Genomic DNA, 14,128 nt, shown 5'->3' on the forward strand with positions numbered 1-14,128 from the left:
GTACGGTCGGATTTGTGATGCGCAGTGGGCGGGGAGTGGATGCGGGGACGCCCAGGCGGGTCGATGCTCGGACCGAGCGGTGGCGGGAGCATCGGGTGAAGGTTCGGGCGGAATTCGTCGATGCGGCGTTTCGGGCGCTGGACAAGTTCGGACCCGAGGTGAGCATGGGCGACATCGCGAAGGAGGCCGGGGCTGCCAAGCCCAAACTCTATCGGCACTTCGAGGATAAGACCGATTTGTACAACGCGATCGTCGACCGGGTTCGCGACATGCTGTGGGAGCGGATCGTTTCCAGCGCCGATCTGACGAATGATTCTGCGCGGGAGTTGATTCGGCGCGGCGCGGCCGAATATGTGCTCGTGGTTTCCGAGCACCCCAACGTTTTCCGGTTCATGCTGCACAGCCACTTCACGCAGCGGGCCGATGAATCCGAGCGGGCGCTGCAGTCGGCTCGGCAATCGGCCAAGCGGGCCGCGGATCTGTTCACCGGACTGCTCGCCGACAAATCCGTCGAGGTGTCCAGTGTGGAACTCGTCAACTATTCGGTATTCGGTGCGGTGGCCTCGGCCACCGACTGGTGGCTCGGTGCGAACCGGCTACAGGCACACACCATGCCGATCGAAAAGTTCGTCGCCTACCTGGCCGAGATCATCTCCGCACTGGCCGAGGCCAATGCGCGACTGAACGGCATCCGCATGGACCCGGACCAGCCGCTGCACCTCGCGTTCTCCAGCGACTGACTTGTACGCACCGACCGCGAGCGCGCCATTAGCGGTCGGCTCCCGCATCCACTTCGAACCCCATCGTTCTCGTCAACCGCATCATCGAGGCCAACGGTGTCTGCGATGCCCACAGTATGACCCCACCCACCGACAAGTTTCGGAACCCACTGGCACCACCGAAGTCCACGGCCAGTGACGGCGGCACACCTGGTACAGCGGTGCGCCGTGGGTCAGGAGGCGGACAGCCGCCATAACGGGGAAACGGGGCCGTGACCTGCGCCGAGGTCGTAGGAGGCGGCCAGGCAGCGGTAGGTCCAGTCCTTGGCGAATTCGACGGCATCCGGGACCGAGTAACCATTGGCGAGTGCGCATGCGATGGCCGCGGCCAAGGTGTCGCCGCCGCCGTGGTCGTTGCCGGTGGTGATCCGCGGCGCGGTGAACTCGAGGAAGCGATCGCCGTCGAAGAGCAGGTCGGTGCTCACCGTCGAGGACCGCAGATGGCCGCCCTTGACGATCGCCCATTGCGCTCCCAGCTTGTGCAGCGCCTCCGCCGCCTTCCGCGCCGAGGCATCGTCGATAACCTCGATCCCGGTGATCAGCCGCACCTCGTCGAGATTCGGTGTCACCACCGTGGCCAGCGGAATCAGCGTGTGCCGCACGGCGTCCAGGGCCTCCTCGTGCAGCAGCGGATCGCCGTGCATGGATGCCGCGACCGGATCGACCACCAGCGGCGTCCGATCCCGCCCGATCCCGACTTCCTGACATACCGCCGCGACCGACTCGATGATCGCGGTCGAGGCCAGCATTCCGGTCTTGGCCGCTGCGACCCCGATATCCCCGACGACCGCGCGTACCTGATCGGCCACGACCTGCGGCGGAATCTCGTGGAACCCGCTCACCCCGACCGAGTTCTGCACCGTCACCGCGGCCACCGCCACACATGCGTGCACCCCGCACAGGGCCATGGTCCGCGAATCGGCCTGAATACCCGCGCCGCCGCCGGAATCGGTCCCGGCGATAGTGAGGACGCGAACCGGGGTCTGCCCGTCGGGCACGAGCGGCAGGAATTTCACATCCCAGACCCTACTCAGCGTCGGCCCGACCATTCCGATCTGCCCGATCACATACCTGTGCAGTGCAACGGCCCCCGCGTTGGATCGCACGAATGTCCCTCACCTTCCATTGGTTTCCGCCAACCAATGGCGACAGCCGCAATGTCGTCGGCGGTGGTGAAATCCGCAGCCGCGTGAACGCAACTAAATGAAAACCATTATCGTTAAGGTGTGACCACTTCATCGACCCCTGACCTGCTGCCCGTCACCGTGCTCTCCGGCTTCCTCGGCGCGGGCAAGACGACCCTGCTCAACCACATCCTGGCCAATCGCGACGGTCGCCGCGTCGCGGTCATCGTCAATGACATGAGCGAGGTCAATATCGATGCCGCGCTCGTCGCCGGGCAGGGACACCTGGACCGCACCGAGGAGAAGCTGGTCGAACTGACCAATGGCTGCATCTGCTGCACGCTGCGCGAGGATCTGATCGAGGCGGTCGGCAGGCTCGCCCGCGCGGACCGCTTCGATCAGCTGGTCATCGAATCCACTGGCATCTCCGAGCCGATGCCGGTCGCCGCGACCTTCGACTGGGAATTCGAGGACGGCTTCAAACTCGGCGATATCGCCCGCCTGGACACCATGGTCACCGTGGTGGACGCCGCCACCTTCCTCGCCGAAATCGCCCGCGGGCAGGCCCTCGCCGAGCGCAATCTCGAAGCGGGCGAAGGCGATACGCGCACCATCGCCGACTTGCTTGTCGATCAGGTCGAATTCGCCGATGTCCTGCTGATCAACAAGACCGACCTGGTCAGCGCCAATGCCGCCGGAACCGTGGAAGCCACTGTGCGACGGCTCAATCCACGCGCCCATGTGCTGCGCACCGAGAAGGGAGCGGTGGATCTCGCGGAGGTGCTCGCGACCGGCCGCTACAACCCCGTTGTCGCCGCGGAATCCGATGGCTGGGCCGAGGAACTGGCGGGCGGTCACACCCCGGAAACCGAGGAATACGGCATCCGCAGCCTCACCTACACCGCCGACCGCCCCTTCCACCCCGAGCGCCTCGCCGACGCCCTCACTCAACTCCGAGGCATGTTGCGCAGCAAGGGTTTCTGCTGGCTCGCCAGCCGCCCCGACCTCGCCGCAATCTGGTCCCAAGCCGGTCCCAACCTCACCTTCGAACCCGCCGCCTGGTGGTCCGCCCTCGAAGTCCCCGCCGGCCAGGAAATCGTCTTCATCGGCATAAAACTCGACACCACCCACGTCCGCGCCCTCCTCGACACCGCCCTCCTCACCGAAGACGAACTCAGCGCGGGCCCCACCACCTGGACCACCTACCCCGACCCCTTCCCCACCTGGGGCACTCTCCACCAGCACTGACCTGGACGACCGATCACCATGCATCCCCGCAGGCAAACGTCGAGAGCGCCCCTCCACCACCGCATTCTCGGCCACTAGTTGGAGATGGCGGGGGCCTGGTGGGTGTAGGTGGGGTCGGTGAGTTGGGTGAGCATGAAGGCGGCTATGTCGGCTCGGGCGATTTTGAGGGAGAGGCCTTTGGTGTCGGCGGGGAAGCCTTGGCGGTAGGCGTCGGTGCGGGGGCCGTCGGTGAAGGCGCTCGGGCGGACGATGGTCCAGTCGAGGTTGCTGGCCTTGACGTACTCTTCCTGCTTGACGTGGTCGGCGTAGGCCTCACGCAGCAGCATCCCGAACATCACGTACTTCCAGAGGAAGTTCAGGTTGCCGCGGCTGTCGCCGACACCCAGGGTGGTCTGGCAGATCAGGCGCTTGACGCCGGTCCGGTCCATCGCCTCGAGCACCGCGCGGGTGCCTTCGGCCCGGATGACACCCTTACGGCCCGCACCCAGCGAGATCAGCACCGCGTCCTGCCCGGCAACGGCCCGCTCCACCGAATTCGTATCCAGCACATCGCCCTCGACGATGTGCAACCGCTCGTGCCGCTGCCCGACACCGGCCGCATTGCGAGTGAAGGCGGTGACCTCGTGCCCCTGCTCGAGCGCCTGCTCGACGACCAGCCGGCCGACGGTGCTGGTGGCTCCAAAAACTGCGATACGCATGATGTTCTCCTGTGTTGAATTTGCGGTGCTCCCGGGCCCTACGTGGTTACGCAGGCTGCCGCCTCCGGGCCTGACGCTCGCACCGCTGGTGTTGAAAACTGTTGCACTGTTGGTGAATCCAGTACATCAACGGAGAACGAGACGAACCATGGCCGTGCGTCTCGAAGACATACGAGAGGGTCTCTGCCGGGAAACGCGCAACGGCCCGCGTCCGGAAAACGGATGCGGGCCGTTGCGCTGTGTGTGCTCAGCCGAGCTTGGCGAAGAACTGTCGGATATCGGCGACGATCACCTGCGGTGCCTCATGCGCGGCGTAGTGTCCGGCCGCGTCGTTCGGGCCACCTTGGACGGAGCCGACGTCGTAAGAATTCCAGCTGACGATGTTGCTGTGATCGCGCTCGGCGAACCGGCGAATCGACTGGAAATCACCCTTGAACATCGCCAATCCGGTCGGCACCGTGGTCGGTCCACTCGGCTGCTGCGTGATGTGCGCGTTCTCGTAGTAGAACCGCAGCGACGACCCGGCCGTTCCGGTCAGCCAGTAGATGGCCACATTGCCGATCACGAACTCCTCGTCGAGGCTTTCGCCGAACAGTTGCGCATTCCAGCCGAGCAATCCGACCGGCGAATCGGCCAGCGCGAACGCCAGCGTCTGCGGCTGCTGGCTGTGCAAGGCGTTGAAGGCCATCTTGTTCTCGTGGAACCACTGCAGGTGCTGCAGCGCCGCCATATCCTCCTCGGACAGTCCCTCGAACTCCGATGGATCACCGGACGGGAACGAAAACAGCTGCGTCACATGCACTCCGACGACATGATCGGAATCCAGCCGGCCGATCTCCGGTGAGACCATCGAGCCACCGTCGTTGCCGATGGCACCGTAGCGCGCGTAGCCAAGTCGGCCCATCAGCTCCGCCCAGGCCGCGGCGGTGCGGACGGTGCCCCATCCGGTGCTGCGGGTCGGCCCGGAGAATCCGAATCCCGGCAGCGACGGGATGACCAGGTGGAAGGCGGGCTCATCGGCGGATTCCGGTTCGGTCAGCGGCGCGATGACATCGAGGTATTCGAGCACCGAACCCGGCCAGCCGTGGGTCAGGACCACCGGCAGCGCATCCGGCCGGGAGGACCTGATGTGCATGAAGTGGATATCTTCGCCGTCGATCTCGGTGGTGAACTGCGGGTAGGAGTTCAGCTTCGCCTCCAGCGCGCGCCAGTCGAAGCGTTCCAGCCAGTACTCGGCGAGATCCCGCACCCGCTCGTTCGGCACGCCGTAGGCGTCGCCGACGCCGGGCAATTCGTTCGGGTAGAGGGCCCGGGACAGCCGGTCGGCCAGGTCGTCGAGCTTTGCCTGCGGGACGTCGATGGTGAAGGGGGTGATGGTGGTCATCTCTAACTCCTTGCGAAACGGAATGCTTCGTTCTGTTTGAATAGTATCAGAACGGATCATTCCGTTTCAAGTGCTAATCTGAACTCATGCCGAAGTCATCCGATGCCCCAGCTCAGAAGGGTCTGCCCGGCCGCAAGGCGCAGGCCGCCCGCAACGACGGGCTCATCCTCGAGGCGGCCCGCGCGGTCTTCCTCACCGACGCCAACGCCCCCATCGCCGCCGTCGCCGAGCGAGCCGGAGTGGGCATCAGCGCCCTCTACCGCCGCTACCCGAGCAAAGACGTGCTGTTGCGCACCCTCTGCCACGAGGGCCTACGCCGCTACAACGCCGAAGCCGATGCCGCACTGGAGGATTCGGACGGGTGGCGCGGTCTGGTCGGATTTCTGGAACGCGTGGTCGACGCGGATGTGCACTCGTTGACCGTGCATTTGGCGGGCACTTTCACTCCGGACGAGTCGATGCTGCCGGACGTCATGCATTCGGGTGAGGTCACCGAGGAACTGGTCCGGCGGGCGCACGCCTCCGGTCGGCTGCGCGCGGATGCCAATGCCAACGACCTCGGTCTCGTCCTGGAAGCATGTGCGGCCGTTGCCATGCCGGACCCGGCCCGAACCGCTGAACTGCGCAGACGCGTGCTCGCCATGCTGATCGCGGGGCTCTCGGGAAAAGGCGAACTGCCCGGTCCGCCGCCGGAGGCGGGTGAATTCGCGTGGCGGTGGGAACCGCGCAGTCAGCGATGATTTCGGCCGCGACGCGACGTCTGCACCTTCAGGCAAACATGTCCACAGCAGCGAAGGGAATCGCCATGAACTGGACACTCGAGGTCGTCATCGTGCCGGTCTCGGATATCGACCGAGCCAAGGACTTCTATTCGAACAAGCTTGGTTTCGTCCTCGACCATGACATCGAGATCGGCGACGACATCCGCCTCGTACAACTGACCCCGCCCGGTTCAGGCTGCTCCATCGTGATCGGCAGGGGTGCGGTCCCGAAGATGGAGCCGGGCTCGATACAGGGCCTGCAACTCGTCGTCCCCGATATCCGCACGGCCCACGCCGAGTTGGTCGAGCGCGGCGTCGAGGTCAGCGAAGTCCAGGTGATCGGCACCAATCCCCGGCAGGTGCCCGACCCGCTCGACAATGTCGGCTTCTGCTTCTTCGCCGATCCGGACGGCAATGGCTGGGCGGTCCAGCAGATTTCGACACGCCCCTAGCTCGTTCCCGTGGTCCGTGACCGGGGCATCAGACGTGCCCGTCGCCGGTGGATGTCCAGGGTGCACCGGGCCGGGCGAGGGGTTGGATCGCGCGGCCGTCGACCCATGCGGTCCAGCCGTTGTTGCAGGCGATATGCGCCCAATCCCCGGCGCGGCCGAGGATCTGGAGTTCGACGCCGGGATCGATGCTGGTGATGGGGCCCAGGCTCGGGTCGGGCGCGGCCCATGCGTCCAATCCGCCCTCGGGTACCAGGTGGGTCGGGTACCAAAGGGCGGCAAGGGGTTCGATGGCGCGGCCGTCGACCCATGCGGTCCAGCCGTTGTTGCAGACGATATGCGCCCAGTCGCCGGAGCGATCGAGGATCTGGAGTTCGACGCGCGGTTCGATGCGGGCGACGGGCGGCCGGGTCGAGTCGGGAGTGGCCCATGCGGGCATGCCGTTGGCGGGCACCTGGTGGGTCGGATGAAATGCCGGAGTGCTGCCGCGCTCGACCGCAGGCACCGCTTCCGTGGGTGCGGCAGACGCGTCGAATGCCGGTATGCCACCGGCGAACGGCTTGACCACCGCGGGATCCAGCACATCGCGCACCAGCCGGAGCGCGACTTCGGTTGTGGTCTCCAACAATTCGGCACGCGGATTGCGCGCCGCAAGCTCGCGCCAGCACGCGAACCGGGTCGAGAACGTCGAACGGAACACCGTGAAATGGGCGAGCGCGTCCTGTTTCGTTGTCGCACCGTTCATTACGGCAAGGCTCCCGGTCGTCAACAGTTGACCGAATGACCGTGCCACCGCGGTCCCGGCATCGGTGAATCGGTAACTGCCGAGCGCCTCCAGTCGAACAAGGCTCAGCGACGCCAGCCGCGCCAGTCCCTCCGTCATCCGGCCGGCGGCCGCCGCGAGTGAGACCGGTGTGGCGCCCTGGGCGGCGGACAAGGCCCAACGAGTGTCGCCCGCGGCCAGCCCCTTGGCGAGTTGCTCCTCCAGCTCGAGCGCTCGCAGCTCGAGCGGTCCGGCCGCCACGTTTCGGCGCAGGACCCCGGCCAGGCGGGCCTCTTGGGCGGCATCGGCGGCGGCGAGCAGTGCGGCGAATGCGATGAGATCGAGATCGATCGGGGGTGACGCGAATCCGGGGCCGTAGGCGGTGAGATCGAGCAGTTGGTCGACCAGCATGGTGGCCTGGGCGAGCGTCGGCACAACGGTGAAATCGAAGCCGTCCTCGTCGCTCCCGGCCTGCATGACGAAGGTGCCTTCTTCGTCCCCGCGCAGCAGCAGCGCCGCTGTCCGGTTGTCCTGCCCTACGCGGTTGGCGGTGACGGCGGTGGTATGGGCGGGATCGGCGGCGATCCGCAGTGCTCCGGTCGCCGGTCCGGTGAGTCGGTCGTCCGTTTCGAGCAGTCCGGTGTCTCGCAGCGCCGCCGCCGGGTCGGACGGCGGGGTCGTCAGCGGCAGCGCGGAGCGCGGTCCCGGCTTCAGCCCGGCGATCGACATGGCCGCGGCGAGTTGGTCCGGGTCCAGTCGGAAACGCATCAACATCGTCGACTCCTTCCCGCATCCGGATCGGCCGCGCGAAGGCGGCTCGGTGGGCGTCTCGGGTCGACCGAATCACTTTTATGTTTTCACATGCGGCGATTGCTCAGCAACAGGCCGAGCGGCGGTCTCGACCTGCGAAGTTCGGACCACTCGCGCCATCGATCCGGTCTGCCGGTTAACCAGATCCGACGGCGCGCATCAGGCGTGTGCGCATGGCCGATCTTCGACTGCGGGAGTTGAAGCCGAGCTAGCGCGGGCCGAGGAACAGGGTTTGGGTGCTGCGGCCGAGCGGGCCCTTCTCGTCGAAGAGCGCGGACTCGGCCAAGCCGATGCCGTGCGGTTGCGGATAGGTGGCGGCGTCCAGGCAGACCCATTCGCCGACCGGCTGTCGGTGCAGCGTGACCGTGAGATCGGTATTGATGAACAGGTATCGGTTCCAATCCAGCACCCGGCTGACGCCGTTGCCCGAATCCGCCGCGGCGAGTGTGCGTTCCAGCGGACTCGGCGTGGTACCGGCGACGATCGGATACTTCAGCCGGATCCAGCAGATCGCCGGGCCGGGATCGGCGAAAGAACCGGACACGAAGCGGTAGTCGATGCCGGTGTGGAAACCGATGGGCTGGGTCGACGGAAAGTGGGACGGCACCGCCTGATCCGGTCCGGGACGGGCGCCGGTCGGCAGGAACTGTTCGGGCAGTTCGAGCTCCGGCTCGGCGAGTTTGAATCGCCAGGCGTTCGCCCGCATGACGGGTCCGCGGTCGGTGGACAGCGTCGCTTCGATCAGCTCCACACTGCGTCCGGGGCGGGCCACCCGCGTCTGCACCGTCAGCGGCTCCAAGGGAACCGGGCCGAGGATTTCCACCGCTACCCGGCCGACCTGGAATCCGGCCCGCGGCTCACAGCGTTCGATCGCGTGCCCGAGTAGCGCGGACGGTGGTCCGGCGTGCTGGGCGTCGGGTGACCACGGACCGCGGGTCAGTTCGGTCGAGACGAACCGATTCGGGTTCGCCGGATCTGGGGTGTAGAAGGCGTCGGCCACGTCGTTGTCCCGTTCCGCTGGATTGTTCGTACGGTTAACGATTCTGCTACGACGCTACCTCGCGGCAACGAGCAGCCACCGCTACACCCGGCCGAAAGCCAGGGCGACATTGTGGCCGCCGAAGCCGAACGAATTGTTGAGCGCGAAGTCGATGCGCTGCTCGCGGGGCGCGCCCGCCACGATATCGAGGTCGATCTCCAGGTCCCGATTGTCGAGATTCAATGTGGGCGGGACGATTTGGTCGCGCAGCGTCAGCATGGTGAGGATGGATTCGAGCGCACCGACCGCGCCGATCGAATGGCCGAGTGCGGACTTGGGCGCGTAGACCGATGCCTCCGGCGTCACCGCGGTGATGGCATTGGCTTCCGACGCATCGCCGATCGATGTCGAGGTGGCGTGCGCATTGACGTGCTGAATATCCGAAACCTCCAGTCCGGCAGTGCATATCGCCTTGCGCATGGCGCGCGCCGCGCCGATGCCCTCCGGCTCCGACGCGACGATGTGATAGGCGTCCGAGGTGATCCCCGCGCCCAAAACCCGGCCGTGAATCCGCGCACCGCGCGCCCGCGCATGCCGCTCGGACTCCAGCACCAGCAGTGCTCCCGCTTCGCCGAAGACGAACCCGTCGCGATCCCGGTCGAATGGTCGCGATGCCCGCTCCGGTTCGTCATTGCGCGTGCTCATCGCCCGCATCATGGCGAAACTCGCGATCGGCACCGCATCGATATGCCCCTCGACGCCACCGGCCACCACCACATCCGCCTCGCCGGTGGTGATCAGCCGCCAGGCATGCGCGATCGCCTCCGAACCGGAAGAACAGGCCGAGACGGGCGCGAAAACCCCTGCCTTGGCACCGATTTCGAGCCCGACCGTCGCGGCCGGACCATTCGGCATGACCATCGGCACCGACATCGGCGAAACCTTCCGGTAGCCGCCGCCGCGCATCGAATCGACGGCATTGATCAGCGCATCGCCGCCGCCGAGCCCGGTGCCGATGACGACCGCGAGCCGCTCACCCTCGACTTCGGGTGCGCCCGCGTTGCGCCAGACCTTGCGGCCCAGCACCAGTGCCATCTGCTCGACATAGGAGTGGCGGCGCTGTTCGACGCGGGTGAGCTGATCACCCGGCCGTGACTTCAACTTGCCGCCGATGCGGACCGGCAGATCGTATTCGGCCACGAAATCGTCGGCGAGCATGCCGATACCGCTGTGCCCGGCGAGCAGTCCGGACCAGGTCTCGTCGATGTCATCGGCGATTGAGGTGGTCGCGGCGACCGCGGTGACCACGACGGCCGGGCGAGTTTCTGAAGCGATTGTTACAGTCACGATGTCATGAATACCTGTACCAATCGCTACAGTCAACTCATGGCCCGTCCACTCGACCACGCGAAACGCGCAGACCTGCTGGCCGGCGTCGTCGAATACATCGCTGCCCACGGCCTCGGTGACCTGTCGCTGCGCCCGCTCGCCGCCGAACTCGGCACCAGCTCGCGCATGCTGATCCACTACTTCAACACGAAGGAAGAACTGCTGGTACAGGCGCTGACTACGCAGCGCCCGGATATCGCCGCGGTTTTCGCGGGGGTCTCCGATGCGGCTTCGCTGCGCGAGCGGCTCGGCCAATTCTGTGCGGTGAATATCGCGGGGGAGGCCACGACGAGTGTGCGGGTGCTGCTACAGGTGCTGGGGGCGGCCTGTGCGCCGGGTAGCCCCTATGGCGAATACGCGAATGCCGCGATCGCGACCTTCATCGGGACGCTCGCGGATGCGCTGCGCCGAATCGAATCCATCGATGATCCGGAAGCCGTTGCTACGCTATTGGTTTCGGGGCTGCGCGGCATCATTCAGGATCGGTTGATAACCGGTGACGTGGAGCGCACCGACCGGGCGGCGCGCAGGTTGATCGACCAAACCATCCGCTAGGCACCATATTTCGGTGCAGGCCGCTTTCGAAGACGGCGTTGATACAACCCCGGTCCATCGAGCAAGCGAAAACCCTGTGTCGGCCGCACCTTGCGGGTGCGGCCGACACAGGGTTTCGATGAGGCGCGTCAGGCGAGGGCGATCGCGGCGCAGAGCGCGGCGATGGCGGTGAACTGCAGGGCCACTCGGCCGTTGATCACGCTGTTCCACTTGTCTTGCAGCGCACGGGCATTCGTCGGAATGACGCCGGAGTGCGCCGCGGCGGTCTGCTGGGTGTTCACCGGCTTCGCGACGCGAACGTAGATGCCGAGCCAGGTCACCAGCGCCACGACGGCGATACCCGCCGCGATCGCGGCTGCCGCGTGGCCGCCGATCGCCGCGAGAGCCGTTGCCGCAACGGCGGTTACCACACCGCTGATCCCGACGATCGGCATCCGGCGGTCGCCGTAGTAGTGCCCCCAACCCGCCGAGATGGTCACGGTCCGGTCGTCCAGCTTGTCGTACACCGACCGCGTGATCAGTGCGAAGCAGGCATCGGTGCCGTAGACGACGGCGTTCGCGAGGACCGAGACGATGGCGACGACCTGGATGAGTGTGGTGATCATGAGCTCTTCCGTTCTGTGCTTGTAGCGTTGATAGAGAATCTAGCAACGCTAGAACTCTTAGTCAACCGTTACCGGTATTCCGCATGCCGTCGCTTCGATCGGCCCGGTTGTCGTTAACTGAATTGCCCGAAACGCTGACGTCGGGATTCCGCTGCGCGGTGCCGATCTGGAAAAGGTGCGGGGCTCAGTGGGTGCGCGGTGGAAATAGCGACGGATCTGGATGTTTCGACGCGCGCTCAAATCCTCGGCATCGCGGGCGACGCAGCCCTGATGACCACCTCGTACGGCTCGGCGGCCATCGTCGCGACCGTCACCGTACTGGCGGTGTGGTTGGTGCCCAAGGGGTTTCGGGTCACCGGGAAGTTATCGACCCCAGCCGTTTTCGAGCAGGTCGAACAACTCGCGGAACGCGCTCGCCGGATCTTCCCTGGTGCTCGCGACTTTGGCGGCTTCCAGTGCGAAGTGGGCGAGTCCCGCGGCCGCGAGATCACCAGCCGGTACGCCGGTCGCCTCGGCGATCGCGGCCGCCAATGCGGATTCGTGCCGCAGCAGCATCTGGTGTGCGTACTCGCGCAGCGCGGGCGTCGAGTCGACGAGGTGATGAAAGGCCACGATTCCGGGATCGTCGCTGCGCGCGGTGCGGGTGCGCATCAGGTAGTCGCGCAGTGCGTGGATGACCGATTGCCCGGCGGTTCGGTCGCGGACGGCCGCGACCAGGTCGGCCTCGATATCCGCGTCCAGATCGAAGACCAGTGATTCCTTATTGGGGAAATGCTTGAACAGCGTGCTCAGCGATACATCCGCCGCCTCGGCGACCTCCCGGACGCCGACGTTGTCGTATCCGCGTTCGGTGAACAGCTGTGTCGCGGCATCGGCCAGGGCCTGCCGCGTCTGTGCCTTCTTGCGCTCCCTGCGCCCGGTCGTCGCGGTCATGCGGTAACTCTACTCGATTAGGCTATCCGCACCAAAGTCGGAGCAGTTGTACTTTTGTATCGACTGTGATTTTCTGAAGCGGTCGGCAGTCCCCGAGCTGCCGAGAAGGAGGTGAGCGGCCATGTCCGCAGAAATGACCGAGACGAAGACCGCACCCACGCGACAGATCCGATTGGTACTGGCCGGGGTGCTGCTGGCGATGCTGCTGGCAATGTTGGACAACGCGATCGTCGGCACCGCGATGCCGACGATCGTGCGCGAATTGGGCGGACTGTCCCACGTCGCCTGGGTGGTGACCGCCTACACCCTGCTGTCGGCGATCTCGACGCCGGTATGGGCGAAACTCGGCGATCTCTACAGCCGAAAGACCGTGTTCCTCAGTGCCATCGGCGTGTTCCTGATCGGCTCGGTACTGGCGGGCGCATCCTGGTCCATGCCTGCGCTGATCGGTTTCCGCGCACTGCAGGGCCTCGGCGCGGGTGGTATCGCGGTCACCGCATTCGCCGTCATCGGCGCGCTGGTCCCGCCGCGCGAACGCGGAAAGTATCAGGGCATGACCGCGACCACGATGGCCGTCGGCACCATCGGCGGACCGCTGCTCGGCGGTGTGATCACCGACGGACTCGACTGGCGCTGGGCCTTCTACATCAATATTCCGCTGGGGCTGGTGGCCTTCGCCTGGTCGTGGTGGCGGCTCGAACTGCCCGTCGCGCGCAGGAAGGTGACCATCGACTACGCGGGCATTCTCGCGCTGACGACCGTGATCGCCGCCCTGGTGCTGATCGCGACCTGGGGCGGTGTCGACTACGCGTGGCTCTCGGCGCAGATCATCGGCTTGGTCGTGCTCGCGGTCGCTGCCTTGGCCGCATTCCTGGTCATCGAACGCCGGGCCGTCGACCCGGTGATTCCGCTTGGGATCTTCCGCGCCCGCAATCTCACCCTGGCCGCACTGACCGCCCTGGTCGGCGGCGTGATCATGTTCGGATCGGTGCTGTATTTGCCGCTGTTCCAGCAGACGGTGCAGGGCGCCTCGGCCGCGAACTCAGGACTGCTCCTGCTGCCGATGATGCTGCCGCTGCTGGTGGTCTCCCAGATCGTCGGGAAGCGGATGACCGCGACCGGCAAGTACAAGATCTTCTTCATTCTCGGCGGGCTGTTCCTGACCGCGGGCGCAGTACTGCTCTCTACACTTGACGCCGAAACGGGCCGTCTGACAACGGGTTTCGCCATGACGCTGCTGGGCACCGGACTCGGCTTCTCCATGCAGCTGTCCACCGCCGTCGCGCAGAACAGCGTGGAAATGGCGAATATCGGCGCGGCCTCCGGTGCGGTCACACTGTTTCGCACACTCGGCGGATCAATCGGTGTCGCGGCTTTCGGATCCCTGTTCACCAGGGCGCTACAGGGCCATGTGCCCACCGAGGGACACGGCTACCTCGCGGCCTTCGCCACCGGCACCGGGCGCGTCTTCCTGGCCGCCGCCGCCATCTGCGCACTCGGCTTTGTGATCGCCTGGTTCATCGAAGAAGTTCCGTTGCGCGGCAAGGCTCCCGAGCCGGTTGCCATCGACAAACCCGAAAGCAAAGCCGCTGCCTGAAATGGCCATCGTGCCTGCCCGATCGCGCTGGCATCGGGCAGGCGCCATGTCGAG

At 66.0% G+C, this 14,128-nt stretch carries 14 protein-coding genes; 6 read left to right on the forward strand and 8 right to left on the reverse strand.

The annotated features are described in order from the left end of the window. Window positions 1-95: 95 nt before the first annotated feature. Entirely contained in the window at window positions 96-740 is a 645-nt protein-coding gene (locus ACFYOW_RS36390) for a TetR/AcrR family transcriptional regulator (protein WP_387294588.1), read from the forward strand. Window positions 741-952: 212 nt separating this feature from the next. On the opposite strand, the gene thiD is transcribed toward ACFYOW_RS36390, so the two are convergent. After that, on the reverse strand, window positions 953-1,795 hold the full coding sequence (thiD, locus tag ACFYOW_RS36395) for a bifunctional hydroxymethylpyrimidine kinase/phosphomethylpyrimidine kinase (protein ID WP_387294734.1): 843 nt from the start codon (window positions 1,793-1,795) through the stop codon (window positions 953-955). A 210-nt stretch (window positions 1,796-2,005) separates the two neighbouring features. Between thiD and ACFYOW_RS36400 the strand changes: the two genes are divergently transcribed. Beyond that, window positions 2,006-3,151, forward strand: coding sequence for a GTP-binding protein (locus tag ACFYOW_RS36400; RefSeq protein ID WP_387294589.1), 1,146 nt, complete (start codon window positions 2,006-2,008; stop codon window positions 3,149-3,151). Window positions 3,152-3,225: 74 nt separating this feature from the next. On the opposite strand, the gene ACFYOW_RS36405 is transcribed toward ACFYOW_RS36400, so the two are convergent. After that, the gene (locus tag ACFYOW_RS36405; protein ID WP_387294590.1) at window positions 3,226-3,849 is read right to left on the reverse strand and encodes an NAD(P)-dependent oxidoreductase; all 624 of its coding nucleotides are present in this window, start codon (window positions 3,847-3,849) and stop codon (window positions 3,226-3,228) included. A gap of 247 nt (window positions 3,850-4,096) precedes the next feature. Further along, window positions 4,097-5,233, reverse strand: a complete 1,137-nt coding sequence (locus ACFYOW_RS36410; protein WP_387294591.1) for an epoxide hydrolase family protein — start codon at window positions 5,231-5,233, stop codon at window positions 4,097-4,099. Window positions 5,234-5,319: 86 nt separating this feature from the next. On the opposite strand from ACFYOW_RS36410, the gene ACFYOW_RS36415 reads away from it, so the two are divergent. Together ACFYOW_RS36415 and ACFYOW_RS36420 are read left to right on the forward strand one after the other, a co-directional pair. Beyond that, on the forward strand, window positions 5,320-5,973 hold the full coding sequence (locus ACFYOW_RS36415; protein WP_387294592.1) for a TetR/AcrR family transcriptional regulator: 654 nt from the start codon (window positions 5,320-5,322) through the stop codon (window positions 5,971-5,973). A 65-nt stretch (window positions 5,974-6,038) separates the two neighbouring features. Then, the gene (locus ACFYOW_RS36420; protein WP_387294593.1) at window positions 6,039-6,446 is read left to right on the forward strand and encodes a VOC family protein; all 408 of its coding nucleotides are present in this window, start codon (window positions 6,039-6,041) and stop codon (window positions 6,444-6,446) included. Between the two features lie 28 nt (window positions 6,447-6,474). Here ACFYOW_RS36420 and ACFYOW_RS36425 read toward each other — a convergent pair whose 3' ends face one another. From ACFYOW_RS36425 to ACFYOW_RS36435, 3 genes are all read right to left on the reverse strand, one after another. Continuing rightward, window positions 6,475-7,980 (reverse strand): SH3 domain-containing protein, encoded by a 1,506-nt coding sequence (locus ACFYOW_RS36425; protein ID WP_387294594.1) that lies wholly within the window; start codon window positions 7,978-7,980, stop codon window positions 6,475-6,477. A 244-nt stretch (window positions 7,981-8,224) separates the two neighbouring features. Next, on the reverse strand, window positions 8,225-9,016 hold the full coding sequence (locus ACFYOW_RS36430; RefSeq protein WP_387294595.1) for a thioesterase family protein: 792 nt from the start codon (window positions 9,014-9,016) through the stop codon (window positions 8,225-8,227). Between the two features lie 81 nt (window positions 9,017-9,097). Continuing rightward, on the reverse strand, window positions 9,098-10,342 hold the full coding sequence (locus ACFYOW_RS36435; protein ID WP_387294596.1) for a KasA/KasB family beta-ketoacyl-ACP synthase: 1,245 nt from the start codon (window positions 10,340-10,342) through the stop codon (window positions 9,098-9,100). 39 nt (window positions 10,343-10,381) lie between these two features. On the opposite strand from ACFYOW_RS36435, the gene ACFYOW_RS36440 reads away from it, so the two are divergent. Then, window positions 10,382-10,939, forward strand: coding sequence for a TetR/AcrR family transcriptional regulator (locus ACFYOW_RS36440; RefSeq protein ID WP_387294597.1), 558 nt, complete (start codon window positions 10,382-10,384; stop codon window positions 10,937-10,939). Between the two features lie 128 nt (window positions 10,940-11,067). Here ACFYOW_RS36440 and ACFYOW_RS36445 read toward each other — a convergent pair whose 3' ends face one another. Continuing rightward, window positions 11,068-11,544: a DUF1772 domain-containing protein gene (locus tag ACFYOW_RS36445; RefSeq protein ID WP_387294598.1), complete on the reverse strand. Its 477-nt coding sequence runs from the start codon at window positions 11,542-11,544 to the stop codon at window positions 11,068-11,070. A gap of 363 nt (window positions 11,545-11,907) precedes the next feature. Continuing rightward, on the reverse strand, window positions 11,908-12,477 hold the full coding sequence (locus ACFYOW_RS36450) for a TetR/AcrR family transcriptional regulator (RefSeq protein WP_387294599.1): 570 nt from the start codon (window positions 12,475-12,477) through the stop codon (window positions 11,908-11,910). 121 nt (window positions 12,478-12,598) lie between these two features. Here ACFYOW_RS36450 and ACFYOW_RS36455 point away from each other — a divergent pair, with 121 nt between their 5' ends. Continuing rightward, window positions 12,599-14,074 (forward strand): MDR family MFS transporter, encoded by a 1,476-nt coding sequence (locus tag ACFYOW_RS36455; RefSeq protein WP_387294600.1) that lies wholly within the window; start codon window positions 12,599-12,601, stop codon window positions 14,072-14,074. Window positions 14,075-14,128: the final 54 nt, after the last annotated feature.

It is taken from the genome of Nocardia sp. NPDC006982, assembly GCF_042869435.1.
GTDB lineage: Bacteria > Actinomycetota > Actinomycetes > Mycobacteriales > Mycobacteriaceae > Nocardia.

Bases quoted from the DNA above. Each gene is read 5' to 3' on its own strand.
- ACFYOW_RS36440 (WP_387294597.1), top strand. From the start codon at position 10,382: ATGGCCCGTCCACTCGACCACGCGAAACGCGCAGACCTGCTGGCCGGC.
- ACFYOW_RS36420 (WP_387294593.1), top strand. From the start codon at position 6,039: ATGAACTGGACACTCGAGGTCGTCATCGTGCCGGTCTCGGATATCGAC.
- ACFYOW_RS36450 (WP_387294599.1), bottom strand. From the start codon at position 12,477: ATGACCGCGACGACCGGGCGCAGGGAGCGCAAGAAGGCACAGACGCGG.
- ACFYOW_RS36410 (WP_387294591.1), bottom strand. From the start codon at position 5,233: ATGACCACCATCACCCCCTTCACCATCGACGTCCCGCAGGCAAAGCTC.
- ACFYOW_RS36455 (WP_387294600.1), top strand. From the start codon at position 12,599: ATGTCCGCAGAAATGACCGAGACGAAGACCGCACCCACGCGACAGATC.
- ACFYOW_RS36425 (WP_387294594.1), bottom strand. From the start codon at position 7,980: ATGTTGATGCGTTTCCGACTGGACCCGGACCAACTCGCCGCGGCCATG.
- ACFYOW_RS36445 (WP_387294598.1), bottom strand. From the start codon at position 11,544: ATGATCACCACACTCATCCAGGTCGTCGCCATCGTCTCGGTCCTCGCG.
- ACFYOW_RS36415 (WP_387294592.1), top strand. From the start codon at position 5,320: ATGCCGAAGTCATCCGATGCCCCAGCTCAGAAGGGTCTGCCCGGCCGC.
- ACFYOW_RS36405 (WP_387294590.1), bottom strand. From the start codon at position 3,849: ATGCGTATCGCAGTTTTTGGAGCCACCAGCACCGTCGGCCGGCTGGTC.